The organism is Enterobacter sp. WI-ESBL-E8 (genome assembly GCF_053364895.1).
Genome location: NZ_JBRWXJ010000001.1, coordinates 2,233,111 through 2,254,399, shown reverse-complemented (window position 1 = coordinate 2,254,399; position 21,289 = coordinate 2,233,111). Strand labels below are relative to the sequence as shown.

At 55.2% G+C, this 21,289-nt stretch carries 21 protein-coding genes; 11 read left to right on the top strand and 10 right to left on the bottom strand.

Annotation, left to right across the window (positions count from 1 at the left end; genetic code table 11):
• Positions 1–29: 29 nt before the first annotated feature.
• Positions 30–551, top strand: coding sequence for a helix-turn-helix transcriptional regulator (locus ACWHWP_RS10905; protein ID WP_447855551.1), 522 nt, complete (start codon positions 30–32; stop codon positions 549–551).
• 65 nt (positions 552–616) lie between these two features.
• Here ACWHWP_RS10905 and dcp read toward each other — a convergent pair whose 3' ends face one another.
• Complete coding sequence (gene dcp, locus ACWHWP_RS10900; protein ID WP_447855550.1) at positions 617–2,650, bottom strand: peptidyl-dipeptidase Dcp; 2,034 nt, start codon at positions 2,648–2,650, stop codon at positions 617–619.
• A 142-nt stretch (positions 2,651–2,792) separates the two neighbouring features.
• On the opposite strand from dcp, the gene ydfG reads away from it, so the two are divergent.
• Positions 2,793–3,539 (top strand): bifunctional NADP-dependent 3-hydroxy acid dehydrogenase/3-hydroxypropionate dehydrogenase YdfG, encoded by a 747-nt coding sequence (gene ydfG / locus ACWHWP_RS10895; protein ID WP_063431503.1) that lies wholly within the window; start codon positions 2,793–2,795, stop codon positions 3,537–3,539.
• Positions 3,540–3,630: 91 nt separating this feature from the next.
• On the top strand, positions 3,631–4,317 hold the full coding sequence (locus ACWHWP_RS10890; RefSeq protein WP_047348670.1) for a GntR family transcriptional regulator: 687 nt from the start codon (positions 3,631–3,633) through the stop codon (positions 4,315–4,317).
• 35 nt (positions 4,318–4,352) lie between these two features.
• Here ACWHWP_RS10890 and ACWHWP_RS10885 read toward each other — a convergent pair whose 3' ends face one another.
• Complete coding sequence (locus ACWHWP_RS10885) at positions 4,353–4,784, bottom strand: universal stress protein (protein ID WP_059311321.1); 432 nt, start codon at positions 4,782–4,784, stop codon at positions 4,353–4,355.
• Positions 4,785–5,071: 287 nt separating this feature from the next.
• Between ACWHWP_RS10885 and ydfZ the strand changes: the two genes are divergently transcribed.
• Positions 5,072–5,275: a putative selenium delivery protein YdfZ gene (gene ydfZ, locus ACWHWP_RS10880; protein WP_025757991.1), complete on the top strand. Its 204-nt coding sequence runs from the start codon at positions 5,072–5,074 to the stop codon at positions 5,273–5,275.
• 43 nt (positions 5,276–5,318) lie between these two features.
• Here ydfZ and ACWHWP_RS10875 read toward each other — a convergent pair whose 3' ends face one another.
• The 6 genes from ACWHWP_RS10875 to ACWHWP_RS10850 all read right to left on the bottom strand — a co-directional run bounded on the left by ACWHWP_RS10875 (position 5,319) and on the right by ACWHWP_RS10850 (position 12,502).
• Positions 5,319–6,782, bottom strand: a complete 1,464-nt coding sequence (locus ACWHWP_RS10875; protein WP_447855549.1) for a mannitol dehydrogenase family protein — start codon at positions 6,780–6,782, stop codon at positions 5,319–5,321.
• A gap of 236 nt (positions 6,783–7,018) precedes the next feature.
• Complete coding sequence (locus ACWHWP_RS10870) at positions 7,019–8,353, bottom strand: MFS transporter (RefSeq protein WP_059311319.1); 1,335 nt, start codon at positions 8,351–8,353, stop codon at positions 7,019–7,021.
• A 24-nt stretch (positions 8,354–8,377) separates the two neighbouring features.
• Entirely contained in the window at positions 8,378–9,742 is a 1,365-nt protein-coding gene (locus tag ACWHWP_RS10865; RefSeq protein ID WP_063431505.1) for an MFS transporter, read from the bottom strand.
• Positions 9,743–9,815: 73 nt separating this feature from the next.
• The gene (locus ACWHWP_RS10860) at positions 9,816–10,835 is read right to left on the bottom strand and encodes a Zn-dependent oxidoreductase (protein ID WP_447855548.1); all 1,020 of its coding nucleotides are present in this window, start codon (positions 10,833–10,835) and stop codon (positions 9,816–9,818) included.
• Between the two features lie 14 nt (positions 10,836–10,849).
• Positions 10,850–12,064 carry a D-mannonate dehydratase ManD gene (gene manD, locus ACWHWP_RS10855; RefSeq protein ID WP_059311316.1) on the bottom strand — a complete coding sequence of 405 codons (1,215 nt, stop codon included), beginning with the start codon at positions 12,062–12,064 and terminating at the stop codon, positions 10,850–10,852.
• A gap of 111 nt (positions 12,065–12,175) precedes the next feature.
• A complete protein-coding gene (locus tag ACWHWP_RS10850) occupies positions 12,176–12,502 on the bottom strand; it encodes a YnfA family protein (protein ID WP_023330304.1) in 327 nt (108 codons plus the stop codon).
• Positions 12,503–12,654: 152 nt separating this feature from the next.
• Here ACWHWP_RS10850 and ACWHWP_RS10845 point away from each other — a divergent pair, with 152 nt between their 5' ends.
• Positions 12,655–12,993 carry a DUF1283 family protein gene (locus ACWHWP_RS10845; protein WP_047348677.1) on the top strand — a complete coding sequence of 113 codons (339 nt, stop codon included), beginning with the start codon at positions 12,655–12,657 and terminating at the stop codon, positions 12,991–12,993.
• Positions 12,993–13,553 (top strand): spermidine N1-acetyltransferase, encoded by a 561-nt coding sequence (gene speG / locus ACWHWP_RS10840; protein WP_059311315.1) that lies wholly within the window; start codon positions 12,993–12,995, stop codon positions 13,551–13,553. Before ACWHWP_RS10845 ends, speG begins: the two co-directional genes overlap by 1 nt.
• Before the next feature lie 143 nt (positions 13,554–13,696).
• On the opposite strand, the gene ACWHWP_RS10835 is transcribed toward speG, so the two are convergent.
• Positions 13,697–14,413: a YnfC family lipoprotein gene (locus ACWHWP_RS10835; protein ID WP_047348679.1), complete on the bottom strand. Its 717-nt coding sequence runs from the start codon at positions 14,411–14,413 to the stop codon at positions 13,697–13,699.
• 98 nt (positions 14,414–14,511) lie between these two features.
• Here ACWHWP_RS10835 and ACWHWP_RS10830 point away from each other — a divergent pair, with 98 nt between their 5' ends.
• The 3 genes from ACWHWP_RS10830 (at position 14,512) to dmsD (ending at position 18,056) form a co-directional block, all read left to right on the top strand.
• Complete coding sequence (locus ACWHWP_RS10830; RefSeq protein WP_047348680.1) at positions 14,512–14,778, top strand: DUF1161 domain-containing protein; 267 nt, start codon at positions 14,512–14,514, stop codon at positions 14,776–14,778.
• 131 nt (positions 14,779–14,909) lie between these two features.
• Positions 14,910–17,348 (top strand): selenate/tellurate reductase subunit YnfE, encoded by a 2,439-nt coding sequence (gene ynfE, locus ACWHWP_RS10825; RefSeq protein WP_447855547.1) that lies wholly within the window; start codon positions 14,910–14,912, stop codon positions 17,346–17,348.
• 93 nt (positions 17,349–17,441) lie between these two features.
• A complete protein-coding gene (gene dmsD / locus ACWHWP_RS10820; RefSeq protein ID WP_063956147.1) occupies positions 17,442–18,056 on the top strand; it encodes a Tat proofreading chaperone DmsD in 615 nt (204 codons plus the stop codon).
• 51 nt (positions 18,057–18,107) lie between these two features.
• Here dmsD and ACWHWP_RS10815 read toward each other — a convergent pair whose 3' ends face one another.
• Positions 18,108–19,823 carry a SulP family inorganic anion transporter gene (locus tag ACWHWP_RS10815; protein WP_447855546.1) on the bottom strand — a complete coding sequence of 572 codons (1,716 nt, stop codon included), beginning with the start codon at positions 19,821–19,823 and terminating at the stop codon, positions 18,108–18,110.
• Between the two features lie 284 nt (positions 19,824–20,107).
• Here ACWHWP_RS10815 and ACWHWP_RS10810 point away from each other — a divergent pair, with 284 nt between their 5' ends.
• Both ACWHWP_RS10810 and leuE read left to right on the top strand, forming a co-directional pair.
• Positions 20,108–20,515, top strand: a complete 408-nt coding sequence (locus ACWHWP_RS10810) for a cell envelope integrity TolA C-terminal domain-containing protein (RefSeq protein WP_252000713.1) — start codon at positions 20,108–20,110, stop codon at positions 20,513–20,515.
• A 110-nt stretch (positions 20,516–20,625) separates the two neighbouring features.
• Entirely contained in the window at positions 20,626–21,270 is a 645-nt protein-coding gene (gene leuE, locus ACWHWP_RS10805) for a leucine efflux protein LeuE (protein ID WP_447855545.1), read from the top strand.
• Positions 21,271–21,289: the final 19 nt, after the last annotated feature.

Genomic DNA, 21,289 nt, shown 5'->3' with positions numbered 1-21,289 from the left:
ACTTTGTTCTGAGATGTTCAGGTTTTTTTATGTCTCACATGATTTTGACGAAAGATGTATTTTTGAATAAAGCGCTGTCTGTCATTCTCCAGCAAGCGTCCCCCAGCAGAAAGCTTTGCATCGTAGATATTGAATCATTCAGAAGCCTGGGAGCCATTTTCAACCTTCTGAAAAGGAAGAAACTTACGGAACACCATCAGGTGATCTTCATCGGTGGCAAGGATGTCAGTTCAAGGGTTCTGCAGCCACTTGTGACGATTTACAGGAAATCCTGCTTTATCGAGTTTCGAAAACAACTCACTAGCGGGCGGATGCATTCTCCTGAGTATGTGTTAAATCACATTGCGCGCTGCAGGAGTCTCAGCATGCTTTCAGACCAGGAAAAAAAGACTCTCTTTGCCCTGCTGGATACTGATGACACTGTTGCGGCTGCAAGGAAAATTTACCTGTCACCCAAAACTGTCTATACCTACACCAATAATATAGGGCACAAACTTAACCTCAATTCGATACTTCAGGTCAGACAGTTTATTCACTCAGAATTCGAATAGCCGTTGCGTGAAAAATACAAAAAAACCGGGCGCGAGCCCGGTTCTGCTACCAGCTAACGGTAACGCTATTCGCTCAACCCGCGATTCTCCAGCATCGGTTCAATCTTCGGATCGTGCCCGCGCCAGTTCCGGTACAGCTCCGCTAAATCCGTGCTGTTACCGCGAGACAAAATCGCCTCGCGGAATTTTTGCCCGTTTTCACGCGTCAGCCCACCCTGCTCGACAAACCACTGGTAGCCATCGTCTGCGAGCATTTGCGTCCACAGGTAGGCGTAATACCCTGCCGCGTAGCCCCCGCCAAAAATATGGGCAAAATAGCTGCTGCGATAGCGCGGCGGCACGGCGGGCAGATCCAGCCCCTCTTTTTTCAACGCTGCCGCTTCAAAATCTTCCACGCTCGACACGGCCTCACCGATGCCGTGCCAGTTCATATCCAGCAGCGCGGCCCCCAGCAGCTCCGTCATGTCATAGCCCTTGTTGAAATGCGTCGCGTTGAGCATGCTTTCCCGCAGCGCGTCCGGCATCGGTTCGCCGGTTTCGTAATGGCGGGCATAGTGGGTAAACACCAGCGGGTGGCTGGCCCAGTGCTCGTTGATTTGCGACGGGAATTCAACGAAGTCACGCGGGGTATTGGTGCCGGACAGCGTGGCGAAGCGCTGGCTGGCAAACAGGCCGTGCAGCGTATGGCCAAACTCGTGGAAGAGGGTTATCACGTCGTCCCAGGAGAGAAGCGCGACGCCGCCGTTAGCCGGTTTTTGGTAATTACAGACGTTGTAGATCACCGGACGGGCAGCAAACTCGAAGGATTGCTCGACGAAATTCCCCATCCACGCCCCGCCCTGCTTGGAATCGCGTGCAAAGAAGTCGCCGTAAAACAGCGCCATGCCTTCTCCCGTATGGTCGAAAATTTCCCACACGCGGACGTCCGGGTGATAAACCGGAATATCGAAGCGCTCGACGAAGCGGATGCCAAACAGCTGGCTGGCCGCCCAGAATACGCCATCCTGCAGCACGGTGTTGAGCGCAAAATAGGGCCGGATTTGCGACTCATCGAGGGCATATTTTGCCTGGCGCACGCGCTCCGCGTAAAAAGCCCAGTCCCAGGCCTGGACGGTGAAACCACCCTGCTCGTCATTAATGACCTTCTGAATATCGGCCTGCTCGCGTTCCGCGCGGGCGCGGGCGGCAGGCACAATGCCGCGCATAAACTCCAGCGCGGCCTCCGGAGTTTTCGCCATCTGGTCGGCGGTACTCCAGCTGGCGTAATCCTCAAAGCCCAACAGGCGAGCCTGTCGCGCGCGCAGCGCCGTCAGGCGAAGGATCAGCGCGCGGGTGTCGTTTTCATCCCCTTTCTGGGTACGCGTCCAGCCTGCGTTGAACAGGTTTTCGCGCGTCTGACGATTGCGCAGCGCTGAAAGCGCGGGCTGCTGGGTGGTGTTCAGAAGCGGGATCAGCCAGCGATCGTTTAGCCCTCGCTCCGCGGCAGCCTGCGCAGCGTCAGCGATCTCAGCGGCGCTCAGCCCATCAAGCTGGTGCGCATAATCCACCACCAGCCCGCCCGTCTTATCGGCAGCCAGCAGACGCTGATTAAACTGGCTGGTCAGGGAGGCCGCCTCGGTATTCAGCGCCTTCAGCTCGGCTTTTTCTGCCTCATTCAGACGCGCGCCGGCCAGAATAAACCGCTGATACATCTCCTCTACCAGCCGGTGTGATTCGGCATCCAGCGCGGCGCGGTCCTGCCAGACGCTCTCCACGCGGGCGAAAAGCACGTCATTCAGCCAGATATCGTTCGCCAGTTCGGCAAGCTCGGTAGAGAACTGTTCCTCCAGCTCCTGCAGGTACGCATTGGTGTGCGCGGAGGTCATGGCGAAGAAAACGCTGCTGACGCGCGAGAGCAAAGCGCCGCTTTTCTCCAGCGCCAGTACGGTATTGTTGAAATCTGGGGCAGCCGTTTGAGAGATAATGGCGTCAACGTCCGCCCGCTTCTGGCGCAGGGCTTCATCGAAAGCCGGACGATAGTGGCTGTCGTTGATTTCATCAAAATGGGGAGCCTGATATGGCAACAGGCTGATTTCAAAAAAGGGATTGGTGGCCGTCATCTTTCACTCCTGAGTACGGGTATCCTCCCAGAGTAGGCCAGGCCGCCATCCCCTGCAATGCTGTCATACAAATGTTGCCTTAACGCACCCTCTGCGGCCGTGCTATGTTAGTACAACACAAAAAGCGTTGAGGAACAGTGAGATGATTATTTTAGTTACCGGGGCAACGGCAGGTTTTGGTGAAAGCATCACGCGTCGCTTCGTCGCCAACGGGCATAAGGTTATTGCGACCGGCCGCCGTCAGGAACGTCTTCAGGAGCTGAAAGACGAGTTAGGCGACAGCATCCTGACCGCGCAGCTGGACGTGCGTAACCGCGCGGCCATTGAAGAGATGATTGCCAACCTGCCCGCCGAGTGGCGCGCCATCGACGTGCTGGTCAACAATGCCGGTCTGGCGCTGGGCATGGAGCCCGCCCATAAAGCCAGCGTGGAAGACTGGGAAAACATGATCGACACCAACAATAAAGGGCTGGTCTATATGACCCGCGCGGTTCTGCCGGGCATGGTCGAGCGCAACCGCGGCCACATTATCAATATCGGCTCTACCGCCGGGAGCTGGCCTTACGCGGGCGGCAACGTCTATGGCGCGACGAAAGCGTTTGTGCGCCAGTTCAGCCTTAACCTGCGTACCGATCTGCACGGCACCGCCATTCGCGTCACCGATATCGAGCCGGGTCTGGTAGGTGGCACCGAGTTTTCCAACGTCCGATTCAAAGGCGATGACGCGAAAGCGGGCAAGACCTACGAAAATGCTAACGCGCTGACGCCGGAAGATGTCACCGAAACGGTCTGGTGGGTGGCGACGCTGCCAAAACACGTCAACATCAATACCGTAGAAATGATGCCAGTCAGCCAGAGTTTTGGCGGACTTAGCGTCCATCGTGGCTAAATGTGCCCTTCCCGGCCTGCGGGCCGGGTCTGTTTCGGGTCATAAAAGAATGGTAGTATGTTCAGGCTAACTCTCTGAGAAATGACAACTCATGGCCGCTGAATCGCAACTTAATCCCACCCAGCCTGTAAACCAGCAAATCTATCGCATTTTGCGACGTGATATTGTCCACTGCCTGATCCCGCCGGGAACGCCGCTTTCTGAAAAAGAAGTGTCCGTGCGTTTTGACGTTTCCCGCCAGCCGGTGCGTGAAGCCTTTATTAAGCTTGCGGAAAACGGTCTGATTCAGATCCGTCCGCAGCGCGGCAGCTACGTGAATAAAATTTCACTTTCTCAGGTTCGTAACGGGTGTTTCGTTCGCCAGGCCATTGAATGCGCGGTGGCGCGCCGTGCCGCGGCGCTCATCAACGATAACCAGTGTTACCTGCTGGAACAGAACCTGCATCAGCAGCGCATTGCGATTGACCGTAAGCAGCTCAACGACTTCTTCCAGCTTGATGATGAATTCCACCAGAAACTGGCGCAAATTGCGGATTGCCAGCTGGCCTGGGACACCATCGAAAACATCAAGGCCACCATCGACCGCGTGCGTTACATGAGTCTCGATCACGTCTCTCCGCCGGAAATGCTGCTCCGGCAGCATCATGATATTTTCAGCGCGCTTGAAAAACGCGACCAGGACGGCGTGGAAAAAGCGATGACGCTGCACCTGCAGGAAATTAGCGAGTCCGTGCAGCTTATTCGTCAGGAAAATAGCGAGTGGTTTAGCGAAGAGTAATATTACGCCGCCCCCTTTCGGGCGCGGCGACAGGGTTAGCGAACGACTAATACCGGAATAGTGGCGTAGCGCAGGATTGTTTCGGCATTTGAGCCCAGCAAATGCGTAGTGATGCTCGGATTTTTCGACCCGATGACGATGACGTCATATTCTCCCTCTTTGCTGAGCTTGATGATCTCATCGCGGACGTTGCCAAAGCGAACCATGCTGTGAATATTCTCAGGGGAGATATCGAACAGCCTTTTAAGCTCGTTCATTTTCTTCCCGGATTCTGCGGTCATATACTCTTCAAACTTTTTAATATCGGCATTGAATCCCCGCAGCAGAGACCGACTGCTGGCAGGCAGAATGTTGACCAGGGTAATCGAGGCGCCCTCAGCCTTCGCAAGGTTAGCCGCGTGGCGCACCGCTTTGTCGCTCAAATCCATTTCAAACACATCAACAGGCATCAAAATCTTCTTATACATAAGCCTGACTCCTTATTCCGATGAAAGGGTTATTTCCTGAACCCAGCATGACACCGGGAATATAAACCAACCCTCAACGCTTCCCTGTCGAAACTATCAGTAAAAGAAAATAACTGTCTGGTTTGTAAATTACCGTCGTGAACGGTCAGCGCCCGGCACAATAAAGAAAAAAGTGTGAGTTTGATCAAAAACAAAAAAATGAAGCGCGGACAGGCGTATTTATATGCCCCGTGAACGGCAAACCTGAAATAGCGCCGTAACGAACAGGTTAGAGAGGAGAAAATACCATGATGACATACGACCGTAACCGCAATGCAATCACCACTGGCAGCCGCGTCATGATTAGCGGCACAAACCAGTTCGGCGTGATTAAAGCGATCCACAGCGACGGTCTCAATGCCGAGCAGGTGCGTCGTAGTAAAACGGTGGAAGTGGAAGGATGCGAAGGTAAGTTCGAACCGATCGAGCTGATTCGCCTGGGCATGCACTAAACCGCGTGCAGACATGCCGCCGCGCACGGCGGCATGTGCTGAATTACCGTTGAGACACGTACTGGGCCACGGTCGCTTTCGCGCCCTTTTGCAGTAACGTCTGGTATGCCTTCATCACCGCATCAACAAAGACTGATTCCTGCGGTAATTCTTTGCCGAAGATGGCCTCGATGCCGAGCAGCGCGTTGACCCGACTTTCCCCCTCCGTACTTCCCTTCACTGCCGCCTGAATAACCGCCAACTGCGGGTCGCTCACGTCGATGGCGTTACCCTGCTCATCCACGCCGCCGACATAGCGCATCCAGCCGGCCACGCCCAGCGCCAGCAGCGGGAAAGGTTTCTGATGCACGAGGTGCCAGCGCACCGAATCCAGCATACGCTGTGGAAGCTTCTGGCTGCCGTCCATTGCAATTTGCCAGGTACGGTGGCGCAGGGCCGGGTTGCTGTAGCGGGCAATCAGCAGATCGGCATAGCGCGCTAGATCAACGCCTTTCACTTTTAAGGTTGGCGCCTGTTCGTTAAGCATCAGCGCGTGGGCGGCGACGCGGTAGTTCTCATCTTCCATGCACTCGTTGATATGCTGATAACCCGCCAGATAGCCCAGGTACGCCAGGAACGAGTGGCTGCCGTTGAGCATGCGCAGCTTCATCTCTTCAAACGGAATGACGTCTGACACCAGCTCGGCACCGGCCTTTTCCCATTCGGGACGCCCGGCGACAAAGTTATCTTCGATCACCCACTGGCGGAACGGTTCACAGGCCACCGCGGCGGGATCGCGTACGCCGGTCAGTTGTTCGATTTTATCCAGCGTTTCGGACGTAACCGCGGGCACGATACGATCCACCATGGTGGAGGGGAAGGTAACGTGGGCTTCGATCCAGTCCGCCAGCTCGCCGTCTACCGCACGAGCGTAAGCGCACGTCACGTTGCGCATCACGTGGCCATTCTCGGGCATGTTGTCGCAGGACATCACGCTGAACGCAGGCAGACCCGCCGCTTTGCGCCGCGCCAGCGCTTCCACGACCACGCCAGGCGCGGATTTTGGCTGGTGCGGGTTTTGCAGGTCGGCAACGATAAACGGGTGATCGAGCATCAGTTGCCCGGTCGCCGGCGAATGGCAGTACCCTTTCTCGGTGATGGTCAGCGAGACAATCGCCACCTGCGGTTCGCACATCGCGGCCAGCACGGTCTCGAGCCCGTCGACCTGCGCATGCAGCGCCTTTTTGACTACGCCAACCACGCGGGATGTCCACGCATCGGCGGACATTTCCGCCACGGTATAGAGCTTATCCTGCGCGTTCAGATCGGCAATCTGCTGCTCGCCGCCAATCAGGTTAACTTCACAGTAGCCCCAGTCGCTGCTGTGCTCAGCTGCGAGAATGTCGGCATACACCGCCTGATGCGCGCGGTGAAAAGCGCCAAACCCTAAATGAACAATGCGTGCTTTGAGGCTGTTGCGATCGTACTGGGGCAGCGTCGCCCTGGCCTGTAATAACGTGTTTTCCATGATTAAGACTCGTTAATTAGAAAGCTGTGGATCGCTGCCGCTTTTTGTGAAGCGGCAGCGTCTGCTGACTACACCAACTAGAATGGCAGTCGGGGTAAGAGATTGCTGCCATCCACCATACTGATACTGCCGTTTGTGATTTTGATTTATATTAACTTTTGGTCATGTGGTGTGACATAAACATCAAGCTGTGTGACAGATTTCAAAAGATATAAACCACCACCTCTCTTCTGAACTTAATGTTTTCCCCACTCCTGATACTCGCTCTCGCGCCGACGAGGCGCAGTTTCAGGCAGGGTCAACAGGCCCACCACCGAGATCGCGCCAAGGACAATCACGTAGGCCGCCATGCCATAGTAGTGGCCGTGCGTCATTTGCAATATTTTAACCGCCACCAGGCCGAGAACGCCGCTGCCAATCAGCGAGCCCACCTGCCAGATCAGCGCAATGCCGCTACAGCGGATATGGGTCGGGAACAGTTCCGGAAAATAGGATGCCTGCGGGGCATAGCACATGCTGTGGCCGAAGGTAATCACGGCAATCATCGCTATTTGCGTCAGCCAGTAGCTGTCCTGATTGATAGCCATAAAGAACGGCACGATAGCCACTACCTGCAGAAGTGCACCCATAATGTAAACCGGCTTGCGGCCAATCCTGTCGCTGAGCGCACCCATGAGCGGAATCGCAAAAATCTCCAGCAGAACAGCGACGATCATCGTTTCCATCAGGATCGTGGCGCTGAGACCGTTGGCTTTCCCGTAGGCCAGCACGATAACCGTAAACATCGCGAACGTGCAGGCTTCGATTAGCTTGGCACAAACGCCTTTTGCCACAATGCCCGGATAATCTCGTACCACTTCTATCACCGGGCGAGACTCTACGGCTTTGGTCTCACGGATTTTGGCAAACACCGGTGACTCATCGATGCGCAGACGAATAAACAAACCAACCAGCACCAGCACCGCGCTGAGTAGGAACGGAATGCGCCAGCCGTAGCTCATCATCTCTTCAGGCGTCAGGACGATGTTGAGCAAGGCAAACAAGGCCATCGGCAGCAGAAAACCCGCCGGCGCCCCCACCTGTACCCAGCTGGCAAAGAATCCGCGTCGTTTGGGCGTGGAGTATTCTGCCGTCATCAGGACCGCGCCCGCCTGTTCGCCGCCCACGCCAAATCCCTGCAGTATGCGGATCAAAATCAGTAACACCGGCGCCCAGATGCCAATTTTTTCATACGTAGGCAGAAGGCCGATACAAAATGTCCCTAGCCCGACGATCAGGATAGTCATTACCAGCGCTTTTTTACGTCCGACTTTGTCGCCGATATGACCGAACACAATGCCGCCGACAGGACGAGCCAGAAAGCCCACCGCATAGGTTGCGAAGGCGGCAAGCGTGCTAATCAGCGGGTCGCTGCTCGGGAAAAAAAGATGACCGAAAAACAGCACCGCGGCCGTGCCATAGGCAAAGAAGTCGTAATACTCGGCCGCGGTACCAATCGCCGAAGCGGTCGCCACGCGCTTGATAACAGGGGTGTTATCCACTTCATTGTTTACATCAACTGAACTCACCATGTGTTTGTTCCTGCCAAAAAGAGGTTAAATGAATCGCGTGCTGCGTTGGGATAACCCCTGCTGCGCCGTGTGTTCCGCAGCGTCTTCTGCAAGACTCAAATCACGGTCGCGCACCTCTGGCATCAGGAGCGCCGAGATCAGCCCAATCACGGAATAGGCCACCAGCATGGCAACAATGGGCCACCAGGAGCCGGTCATATTGCAGAAGATCCCCGCCAGCACCGGACCAAAGCCCACCGCCACCAGACCGCCCGCCTCTTTTGAGATAGCCATGCGGGTAAAGCGATTCCGTGAACCAAACATCTCCGCCATGGTGATATTTTCCAGCGCAAACAGCCCCAGTACGGCGAAGTTATGGATAACGATGATAGAGAGCATGATCGTTCCCGGCGCATAGCTTTTATCGACGATGATCGACAGCATCGGATAGGCGAGAATAATGGCCGAGATATTGAGGATAATGTACGGCAAACGGCGCCCAACTTTATCAGAAAGCCAGCCCAGCAGCGGGATGGAGATAAACCCGAGAATGGAGCTGATCATCAGCGCGTCGGTAGGGATGGCTTTATCGAACAGCAGCGTCTGGACCAGATACCCGGCGAGGAAGGTCTGGATCAGCCCCGAGTTACCCGCCTGACCAAACCGCAGTCCGGTCGCCAGCCAGAAGGATTTACTTTTCACCATTGAGCCCAGCGAGGTGTCCGGCACCGCGCGTTCTTCGTCATTTACTTTCTCGAAGACCGGGCTCTCTTTCAGGTTCATTCGCAGCCAGATAGCGAAAATCATCACCACAACGCTGGCGAGGAACGGCACGCGCCAGCCCCAGGCGAGCAGCTGTTCGCGGTCGAGGGCAAAGAACATAATGGCCCAGATAGCCGTTGCGCTCAGCGTCCCGCAGTTGGTGCCCATCGCCACCAGCGAGGAGATGATGCCGCGTTTTCCTTTTGGCGCATACTCCGCCAGCATGGTCCCGGCCCCGGAGATCTCGGCCCCGGCACCCAGCCCCTGAATAATACGCAGCGTTACCAGCAGAACCGGGGCGAAAATACCGATCTGCGCGTAGGTCGGCAGAACGCCAATCAGCGTGGTGCAGATCCCCATCATGGTGATGGTGATAAACAGCACCTTCTTGCGGCCGATGCTGTCGCCCATTCGGCCGAAAATAAAGGCCCCGACGATGCGCGCAATATAGCCCGCGCCGTAAGTTCCCATCGCCAGGATCAGCGCCATCGCGGCAGACTGTTCCGGGAAGAAGATCTCATGGAAGACCAGGGCCGCCCCCAGCGAGTAAAGCTGAAAGTCCATAAACTCCAGGGCGGTGCCCAGCCAGCCGGAAACGGCGGCTTTCACCAGATCGGAGGTGGTTCTTTGAGGTTGTGCTTGCGTCATAATGGCTATCTCTGAAAGGTAAGATGCGTACCACTTAGAGCCTGTCTGCGCAGGCTCTTAACCGCTTATAGGATTATTGGCCGAACGTGAGTAACACTTTGCAGCACTGCCGCTGGTCTTTCTCAAACAGTTCGATGGCGTCTGTAACGTGTTGATAGTCAAAGGTATGGGTAACCAGTTTTTCGGGGTCGATTAGCCCCTTTTCCAGCCAGTCGATGACGACCGGGAATTTGTTGGCATTCAGGCGCGAGGAGAATATCGCCAGCTCTTTGCCGGTGATGCCCTGCTGAACGACCTGGCTCGGCTCGCTGGAGAAGCCCATCAGCACGATGCGCGCCGCCGGAGAAGCGAGGGTTACCGCCTCCTGCAAAATCGTCGGATGGCAGGCAGCATCAATGATTAACGTCGGTTTAATGCCTTTTTCGTCCAGCGCGGCCTGCAGCGACTGCTCGCAGTTATTCAAGACCCAGTCTGCGCCGCTGCGCTGTGCCATCGCCAGCCGTTCGTCTATGCGGTCAACCACGATAACCTGCTTCACCTTGTAGACGCCCTTCAGCGCCTGAACGGTGACCAGCCCCATCGGGCCCGCGCCGTAAATCAGCGCAACGTCCTGTTCAGTGGGACTGGCCTGCCCAGTCACGTTGGCGGCAATAGTGAAGGGCTCAACCATGACGGCGTGTTTATCCGGGATCGCATCCGGGATGGGCCAGGCATTTTTAGCGGGCACTGCTGCATATTCGCTGAACCCGCCGTCGCGGTGAACGCCCAGCACCACCAGCGAGGTGCAGACGTTAGGCTTACCCACGGAGCACGGGTAGCAGTGCCCGCAGCTGATCACCGGATCGACCGAGACGCGCTGGCCCAGGCGCGCGCTGTCAACGCCCTCGCCCACGGCGTCAATCACGCCAAAAAACTCATGGCCGATGACGCGCGGATACTTCGCAAACGGGTTATGCCCGCGGTAGATGTGGCTGTCTGAACCGCAAATCCCGGCCAGTTTAACCTTAACGCGCACTTCACCTGCGCCCGGCAGCGGGAGTGGACGCTCTTCAATAACCAGCTGGTTCGGCTGTTGAATCACTACGCTTTTCATCGTTCGCTCCTCGTTTACCAGTTCCACAGCGTGCCGTCTTCAAGGCGGGCGACCGGCAGATAGGCAGGATCGTACGGATACTTCGCTGCCAGTTTTTCATCAAATTCGATGCCCAGGCCCGGCTTGTCGCCCGGATGCATATAGCCATTATCAAACCGCCAGCTGTGCGGGAAGACCTCCAGCATCTGTTCGGAATAGCCCATATATTCCTGCACGCCAAAGTTCGGTACCCACAGGTCGAAATGCAGCGCGGCCGCGTGGCACACTGGCGACAGATCCGACGGGCCGTGTGAGCCGGTACGCACCTGGTAGAGCGAAGCGAAGTCCGCGATGCGACGCATCCCGGTGATCCCGCCCGCGTGGGTAATGGTGGTGCGGATATAGTCGATAAGCTGCTCTTCTATAAGCTGCTTGCAGTCCCAGATGCTGTTGAACACTTCGCCCACCGCAATTGGCGTGACGGTGTGCTGGCGGATAAGACGGAAGCAGGCCTGGTTCTCCGCCGGCGTTGGGTCCTCCATCCAGAACATGCGGAATTCCTCAATGCTCTTGCCGAAGCGCGCCGCTTCGATCGGCGTCAGGCGGTGGTGCATGTCGTGCAGAAGATGCTCGTTGAAGCCGAACTGATTGCGCACCGCGTCGAACAGCTTCGGTGTGAAATCGAGGTATTTTTCGGTGGACCAGAGCTGCTCTTCCGGCCAGTCGCCTTTGGTCGCAGGCTCATAGGCCAGCCCTTTCCCTTTGGCCATACCGTAGGTGGTTTTCATGCCCGGCACGCCGCACTGCACGCGGATCGCCTTAAAGCCCATTTCTTTATGGCGGGCGTAATCTTCCAGCACGTCGTCAATGGTGTGGCCGGTAGTGTGACAGTAGACCATCACTCCTTCACGGGAGGCTCCGCCAAGCAGCTGATAAAGCGGCATGTTGGCGGCTTTGGCTTTGATGTCCCACAGCGCCATATCCACGGCGGAGATGGCCGACATGGTGACCGGGCCGCGTCGCCAGTAAGCGCCCTTATAGAAAAACTGCCAGATATCTTCAATGCGGTGCGCATCGCGGCCAATCAGCTGGGGGCAAAGGTGATCCTTCAGGTAAGAGGCCACGGAGAGCTCGCGACCGTTCAGCGTAGCGTCACCGAGGCCGACAATCCCCTCATCGGTGGTGATTTTTAGGGTGACAAAGTTCCGCCCCGGGCAGGTAACAAACACGTCAGCCGCGACAATCTTCATAATTCCTTTCCTTACATCGTTCGTTGTGATGCTGGAAATTTACCCACCAACCCTACTACCATACAAGTATAACGATCATAAAATCAGCGAACGATCACAAAATCCGGGGGCTCAGGCCCGCCCCCATCCCGCCACAATAATCAGCATACCGCACAGGGCAATCAGCGCGCCGGCCCAGTCGTACGCGCTGAGCCTGACGCCGTCCACCACGCGTAACCACAGCAGCGCCGTACAGACATAGACCCCACCGTAAGCCGCATAAACGCGGCCGCTGGCCGCCGGATGTAGCGTTAACAGCCAGACGAACAGGGCCAGCGCAACGCCCGCCGGGATCAGCAGTAATGCGCTTCCCCCCTTCTTCAGCCAGAGCCAGGGCAGGAAGCAGCCGATGATTTCGCAGAGCGCGGTGGCAAAAAAAAGCAGCGTCGTTTTAAGCATATTTCACATCAGGTGAGGATTTATTTAGACATCATACCTGATGATGCCCTTTACTTTTCCATACTTGCTCCGCGGGTATGCCGTGATTTCGCTTTGGTGTAGAATCTGTACGGGGTAACTTGATTATCTGCACCCATTTAAAAGGAAACGCTATGACCACATTAAGCAAACGCCTTTGTCTGACAGCCGTGCTGGCGCTGTCATCGTTCGCCTTTGCCGCCTCTGCGACAGCGGAAACCAGCAAGCTCATTATTGAGTCTGGTGACAGCGCGCAGAGCCGTCAGAACGCCGCCATGGACAAAGAACAATGGAATGACACCCGTAACCTTCGTCAGAAGGTTAACAAACGTGCTGAAAAAGAGTGGGACAAGGAAGATGTCGCTTTTGACGCGCGCGATAAGTGTCAGCAAAGCGCAAACGTCAACGCCTACTGGGAGCCCAATACCCTGCGTTGCCTGGATCGCCGCACTGGCCGTACGGTAGCCCCATAATGCCGGCTCCTTGCGATATTAAGCTCCGCCCGCTGGAGCGTGAAGACCTGCGCTTTGTCCACCAGCTCGACAACAATGCCAGCGTGATGCGCTACTGGTTCGAAGAGCCTTACGAGGCCTTTGTCGAGCTGTCCGATCTCTACGATAAGCACATTCACGATCAGAGCGAACGGCGTTTTGTGGTGGAGTGTGAAGGCGAAAAAGCCGGTCTTGTGGAGCTGGTTGAAATCAACCACGTTCACCGCCGGGCAGAGTTCCAGATCATCATCTCCCCTGAGCATCAGGGAAAAGGCCTTGCCTCACGGGCGGCGAAGCTGGCAATGGATTACGGATTCAACGTTCTGAATCTCTACAAGCTTTACCTGATTGTGGACAAAGAGAACGAGAAAGCGATCCATATCTACCGCAAGCTGGGCTTTATGGTGGAAGGTGAGCTGATTCACGAGTTCTTTATCAACGGTGAATACCGCAATACCATTCGCATGTGCATCTTCCAGCATCAGCACCTGGCCGGACACAAACCGTCAGGTGCCAGCCTGCTGAAACCTACCGCGCAGTGAGATGAATGACAAACCCTGTCATCAACAATCGAGTTGTCTTTCTTGCCGGGTGGCGCTTTGCTTACCCGGCCTACACTGTGCAAAATATGTAGGCCCGTGCAAGCGTAGCGCCGCCGGGCGAAGTAACCTGCGCGGCTTTACTGTCAGTAGTATTCAATCGTATTTTTGATGGTGTACTTGCGCTCAACGGCGGGTTTGACGCTATCGTCCGTGATGGTCAGATCGCAGCTCACCGGATTATTGTGGCGATCGTAGTCGCAGCTCTGCGTCACGTTGCCCAGCGGCTTGTCGTTCAGCATGCTGACTGCCGAGTAATCCATTCTCTTGCGCACGTCTTTAGACGGCGTGGCCTGGACGGAAAGATGCTGATCCCCGGAGACGGTGGTTTTGCCCAGCGGGTAGCCATCCGCATCGTAGCGATACTTCACTTCCATCTCTTTGCCGTGCGCCGCCACCACAAAACCGTTGTCGTCGGTATCCCACGTCACGCCGGCTGACGGCAGTTCTGCCAGCTGGCATTTCCCCTGCAGCTTCACTTTCCGCTGCTGGGTTTCCGCATCAAGGTAGTAATTGGCATCCAGCACCAGCGCCACGCCGGTGTTGGCCTCCAGGTCGTGCAGCTCCAGCGTATCAAAACACCCTTCCGCCGACACGGTGCCGGCAATCCGTTTGGACACTTCACCCTTCTCGTTGAACAGCGTCTGGGTAAAGTCTTTGACCGGGCCGCGCAGAGGATCAAAATCAAATTCGTTCGAAAAGCTCGCCATCTCGGGCGTAAACGACAGCGGCGCGGAGCTGTTGTCGCACCCCACCAGTGCTGCTGCCAGTAGCGTTATCGCTGCGTATTTCTTCACATTCATTACCGTACAGGGAGATTATTCCCAATCATATTAGCAAATACAGTTGTTTACACGAAGCCTGCTAAAATTAATCTCTACACAGAGAAAAGGAGCTACAGATGAAACGGTTACCCTGGATTACCGCCCTGCTGTTAATGAGTGCCTCAACGGCCGCGCTGGCGGCACCGGATTCCTGCGAGCGCGTGAAAAGCGACATTCAGCAGAAAATTATTAACAACGGCGTGCCGGAATCAGGCTTTACGCTGAGCATTGTGCCAAACGACCAGGCCGACCAGCCGGGCACGCAGGTTGTGGGCCATTGTGCTAACGACACCTTTAAAATTTTGTACACTCGTACAGGCTCCGGAGCTGGTGAAGCTCAGTAATTTACCCACAATCCCCGTTGATTTGATGAGGATTAAGATCTAATACCCCCAAATAAGTAACACTCACCCCATCATTAGCCCGGTTGTAATTACGGGAAAAATAATACGCAATTATAATGATGGGGTGAGCCATGTCCGATACTGAACATCACGGCGGAATTAGCCGTCGAACACTCGTGAAATCTACAGCCATAGGTTCTCTGGCGCTTGCCGCTGGCGGTTTGTCGTTGCCCTTTGGCGTGAAACGCGCTGCCGCCGCGGTGCAAAGCGCCATGAACGCTGCCGAAGATAGAGTGGTCTGGGGCGCCTGCTCGGTCAACTGCGGCAGCCGCTGCGCATTGCGTCTGCACGTTCGGGACGACGAAGTATACTGGGTCGAAACGGACAACACCGGCGAGGATATTTACGGTAACCATCAGGTGCGCGCCTGCCTGCGCGGACGTTCTATTCGCCGTCGCATTAACCATCCGGACCGTCTGAACTACCCAATGAAACGCGTGGGCAAACGCGGTGAAGGCAAGTTCGAGCGCATCACATGGGATGAAGCGCTGAACATCATCACCGCCAGCCTAAAAGACGTGGTGGCCAAATACGGCAACGAAGCGGTTTACATCAACTACTCCTCCGGCATTGTCGGCGGCAATATTACCCGCTCCTCTCCTTATGCTTCACTGGTGGCGCGCCTGATGAACTGCTACGGCGGTTTCCTGAGCCACTACGGCACCTACAGCACGGCGCAAATCGCCTGCGCGATGCCCTACACCTACGGCAGCAACGATGGGAACAGTACGTCCGACATCGAAAACACCAAACTGGTGGTCATGTTCGGCAATAACCCGGCGGAAACGCGCATGAGCGGCGGCGGGATTACGTACTATCTGGAGCAGGCTCGCGAGCGCTCAAACGCGCGCATGATCGTTATCGACCCGCGCTATACCGACACCGCCGCCGGACGTGAAGATGAATGGATCCCTATTCGTCCAGGCACCGATGCCGCGCTGGTGGCGGGTATCGCCTGGGTCTTGATCGACGAAAATCTGGTCGACCAGCCGTTCCTGGATAAATACTGCGTTGGCTACGACGAAAAAACGCTGCCGGAAGGCGCGCCCGCTAACGGCCACTACAAAGCGTATATTCTCGGCCAGGGCGAGGACAATACGGCGAAAACCCCTGAGTGGGCCTCCCGCATTACGGGCATCCCCGCCGATCGCATCATTAAGCTTGCGCGCGAAATTGGCTCCGCAAAACCGGCCTATATCTGCCAGGGCTGGGGGCCACAGCGTCAGGCGAACGGGGAACTGACCTCCCGCGCGATCGCGATGCTGCCTATTCTTACCGGAAACGTGGGCATCAACGGCGGTAACAGCGGCGCGCGTGAATCGACGTATACCATCACCATCGAGCGTATGCCGCTACCGGAAAACCCGGTCAAAACGCAAATTTCCTGCTTTAGCTGGACGGACGCCATCGCCCGCGGGCCGGAGATGACCGCCCTGCGCGATGGCGTGCGCGGCAAGGATAAGCTGGATGTGCCGATCAAGTTCATCTGGAACTACGCGGGAAACACCATCATCAACCAGCACTCCGATATCAATAAAACCCACGACATCCTGCAGGATGAAAGCAAGTGCGAAACGATCGTCGTCATCGATAACTTCATGACGTCGTCGGCGAAGTATGCCGATATCGTGCTGCCGGATCTGATGACCGTCGAGCAGGAAGACATCATCCCTAACGATTACGCCGGAAACATGGGCTACCTGATTTTCCTCCAGCCCGTGACCGCACCGAAGTTTGAGCGCAAGCCCATCTACTGGATCATGAGCGAAGTGGCGAAACGCCTCGGCCCGGATGTCCATCAGAAATTCACCGAAGGACGCACGCAGGAGCAGTGGCTGCAGTACCTGTATGCCAGAATGCTCGAAAAAGACCCCAAGCTGCCGTCCTATGACGAACTGAAAAAAATGGGCATTTATAAGCGCAAAGATCCAAACGGGCACTTTGTGGCTTATAAGAAATTCCGCGAGAACCCGGAAGCTAATCCGCTGAAAACGCCGTCGGGCAAGATTGAAATTTACTCCAGCAAGCTGGCGGACATTGCCGCCAGCTGGGAACTGGAAAAAGATGAAACCATCAGCCCGCTGCCCGTCTACGCCTCGACGTTTGACGGCTGGGATGCGCCCGAACGCGAGCAGTTCCCGCTGCAGCTGTTTGGCTTTCACTTCAAGGCCCGTACCCACTCTAGCTACGGCAACGTCGACGTGCTGAAGGCGGCCTGCCGTCAGGAGGTCTGGCTTAATCCTGTTGATGCCGAAAAACGCGGCATTAAGAACGGCGATACGGTGCGCGTCTTTAACGATCGCGGTGAGGTGAGAATTGAAGCGAAAGTCACGCCGCGCATCATGCCCGGCGTCAGCGCCATGGGCCAGGGAGCGTGGCACGATGCCAATATGAACGGTGACCGCATCGACCACGGGTCATGCATCAATACCCTGACCACGCACCGTCCGTCGCCGCTGGCAAAAGGCAACCCGCAGCACACCAATCTGGTGCAGATCGAGAAGGTCTAGAAAGTGAAGCGCATGACCGTGGTTTATTCTATGGTCTATAAATTGGCTTAACACAGTCGCGCGGGTGAAATCCGCGCGAGCAAGGAAGATGTAATGAAAGACGTCTCACAGCGTGAATCGTTCGCGTTTAGCGCCCGCGTACTGGGCGCGCTGTTTTATTTTTCACCCGACAGCGAGCAGGCTGCGCCGCTGGTGCAGGCTCTCACCGCTGGCGACTGGGTTCAGGACTGGCCCCTGCCGCCGGAATCGCTGCTGCCCGTTGCCGAATCCTTTGCCACGCCTGCCGATGAGCCGCTGACGGACGCCTGGCAACGGCTGTTTATTGGCCCCTATGCCCTGCCCGCTCCGCCGTGGGGCTCCGTCTGGCTCGACCGCGAATCCGTGCTGTTTGGCGACTCAACCCTCGCGCTGCGCCAGTGGATGCGGGAGAACAGCATTGCTTTTGAGATGCAGCAGAATGAGCCGGAAGATCATTTCGGTACCCTGCTGCTGCTGGCGGCGTGGCTGGCCGAGAATGGCCGCGAAGCGGAGTGCTCTCAGCTTCTTGCTTGGCACTTGCTGCCGTGGAGCACACGCTTCCTCTCGGTGTTTGTCGACAAGGCCGGGCACCCGTTTTATACCGCGCTGGGTCAGCTTGCGCAGCTGACGCTCGCAGACTGGCGTTCTGCGTTACTTATTCCGGTTGCGGAAAAGACGCTCTATCGCTAAGGGGTGTGGCTTGCTCGCGGGTGGCGAGCAAGCCTTCTACCCGAATTTGGTTTACACCTCTGCACCCGATTCACTCGCACTCTCTTTGCTTTGAATGAACCGGAGTGCCAGATAAAGATCTGGCGCAAGAATCATGTCATCATCATTCATTGTTGGCCGACTATCTTTAAACCAGCGCGTTAGTTCCGTTTTCCTGCCCGCCAGGATTAACGTCACCTGCCGAGCTTTAAGGTCGCGCTTTAACTCATTTATGGTTGCCAGGACGCTGATGTCTGAATAGGTGAAGCAAGCCACGGCATCAATAATCACCCATTTAGGCTGTAACGCTGCACCATCAACTAAGTTCAACACCCGGCGTTTAAAATAAGCCACATTAAAATAGGTCAACGGTGAGTTAAATCGATACATCAGCACGCCCGGAACCATTTTAATATCGGTTGTATTACCTAATGAGTGAATCATTCCATCTTCGTCAATTCCCAGTAAGTGCTCAGAAGGACGAAACACGGTACGAAGGAATTGTAACAGGCCAAGCAACACCGCAAGGCCGATCCCCTGGATAACGCCGATAATTAAAACGCAGCCAAACGTGAAGAAGGCCAGGCGAAATGCCTGTTTATTTCTTCGCCTCAGGTTCCATAGCCCACGTAAATCAATTAATGACCACGATGCGTACATCAGAACGATACCCAATGCAGATACCGGAATAAACTGCAGTGGCTGAGTGAAAAATATCACCACGATGCCGATGAGTAAGGCAGCGACTATGGAAACCAGCTGACTTTTCCCACCAACGGAATCATTTACCGCGGTTCGGGAATCGGCGCCACTGATAGCAAACCCCTGAGATAATCCCGACATGAGGTTTGCGATACCCAGTGCCCGGAACTCTGCATCAGCATTGATTTCATAGCCATTTTTCGCGGCGAAACTGCGGGCGGTCAGCATCAGGCTGACAAAACTGACCAAGGCCAGGTTCAGCGCCGGGATGACTAAATCACGCATGGGACCAGGCTGGAACGCTCCCCAGTGAACGACAGGTAAACCCGGCTGGAAGCCGTCTCCTCCAATGGTGGCAATACCGTACTGTTGCGCAGAGGTTCCCCATACCAGTGCCGTTGTTATGACTATGGCAATCAAAGGTGCTGGCCAGTGGCGACGATACGTTTTAATAACCATTAAAATAATTAACGTTACTAGCGATATTCCTATCGTTAATAAATGGCTGTCTGAAATTCGGCCTGGCAAAGCCATTATTTTCTCAATAACCTGGGCTTCATCTAGCTTTATCCCCAAAACCTTGCCTAATTGCCCGACAATAATCGTCACGGCTACGCCATTAAGCAACCCCGTAAGAATGGGATGAGAAAGCAGATCGGCAAGCGCGCCCAGGCGAAATTTACTGGCAAGCAGGCACCATCCGCCCATCATCAATGTCATGACGATCGTCAGCTGCCAGTGCAGTTCGGGATTTCCCGCAGAAAGAGGAAACACGACGGCCGCAATCACCGCGCAGGTCGTGGCATCAGGGCCCACAATAAGCTGACGTGAAGAGCCAAACAGTGCGTAAGCTATCATCGGTAAAACGCAGGAATACAGCCCTACTATTGCCCCAACCCCCGCCAGCTCAGCATAAGCAATAGCAACGGGTAGCGCGACAGCCGCAACGGATAACCCGGCTTTAACATCATCTTTTAGCCAGCTTTTATCGTAGGCTAACAAATTTTGTAACCCAGGCATGAAGTTCAACAATAGCTTTCCGAACACGTTATTCTCCGGACATGAATATTACCCGCGAAATGTTGGCACACTTTTAAGTGAGGTTCTGGCTTTCAAATGCTCCGGTCGGAGGCCCCGCCGCTCGGGTCCTGTAAATACTTAACTACTTTGATTGGTGTTAAACATAGTTCAAAAACGACCGATTAGCCGAAGGCGGAGCCGGCAGCCAGGTCGCCGACGCTGTGACCCGTTATTGGTAGTTGAAAAGAGATCAGGAAATACGGAAGAATATATAAATATTACTGAAACTTAAATGGATTGCGGGGTAAGAAATGGAAATGTCTCAGGCAGTAAAGAAAATCGCGATGGTGACTCTACTGGTGAACCTGGCCGCGGGATGTGCACCGCTACACCCTTCCGGTTGCCATAAGACCACTGCAACGGGTAGTTGCGGTTCAGGACGCTGGGACGATCGGGATGAATGGGGCGCGCAGGCGCGGGCAATCAGGGCGGCAATCAATGCCGAAATTGAAGAGCCGCAAAACTGGAAAGGGAAAAACTGCAGGTTGCATATTGAATTTGCTCCGGATGGCACGCCTTTAAATATCTCAACCAGCAACGGTAATAGAGCCTACTGCGAAGCGATAATGTCAGCCGCCCAAAAAGCCAAATTCCCGGCCTTCAGCAATCCGGAAGTTTATAGAGATTTTCAAAAATCCCGCTTCGACATGCGCGGATAGCTTCATGTCAGAAGCGGCCATCGGCTGAATTGAAAGTAGCCATGATGTGTTTTCATTAGTGCCGGTTACGTTAGAATGACCTCCTTGAAAACGAGAGAACCGGAGTGAATATGTTCGCTGATTTTGGGGTCGTGAATTTCTGGACTTACCTGCTTGGTGCGACGCTGATAGTCCTTGCACCAGGTCCTGAAACCATGTTTGTGATTAAAACGAGCGTTACCAGTGGCATCAAACGAGGCTTTGCTGCAATATTTTCCATTCTCCTGAGCGACGTTCTTTTGGTTCTGCTGGCATGGTGCGGCCTGGCCGCGGTGATAAGCGCTACACCAGCCTTATTTAACGCTATCAAATATACAGGCGCTGCCTATCTTTTCTGGCTCGGTATCCAGACGATACGCGCTGTATTTAAGCCCAACGACGAAACCGGTGAGGAAAAAACATCCTCAACTGCTGCCGGGGGAATCATCGGACGCGGGATGCTGGTGACCCTACTGAATCCAAAAACGCTGCTGTTCTATATCTCTTTCTTCGCCCAGTTCATAAATGCTCAGGCTGAACACTCCTGGATGGCGTTTATCATTCTTGCCGCAGTGATGTTCGCGATTACTCTCATTTATTTCGGCTTTCTCGTTTTCTGCGGCTCTTACCTGCTCAGCCGTCTGAAAGGTAACCGCAGGCTATCCGCCATCGGAAACGCGCTGGTAGGAATGTTCTTCATTGGATTTGCCGCACGACTCGCAAGCGCAACGTCATAACCGGTTAGCTAAACCGCCG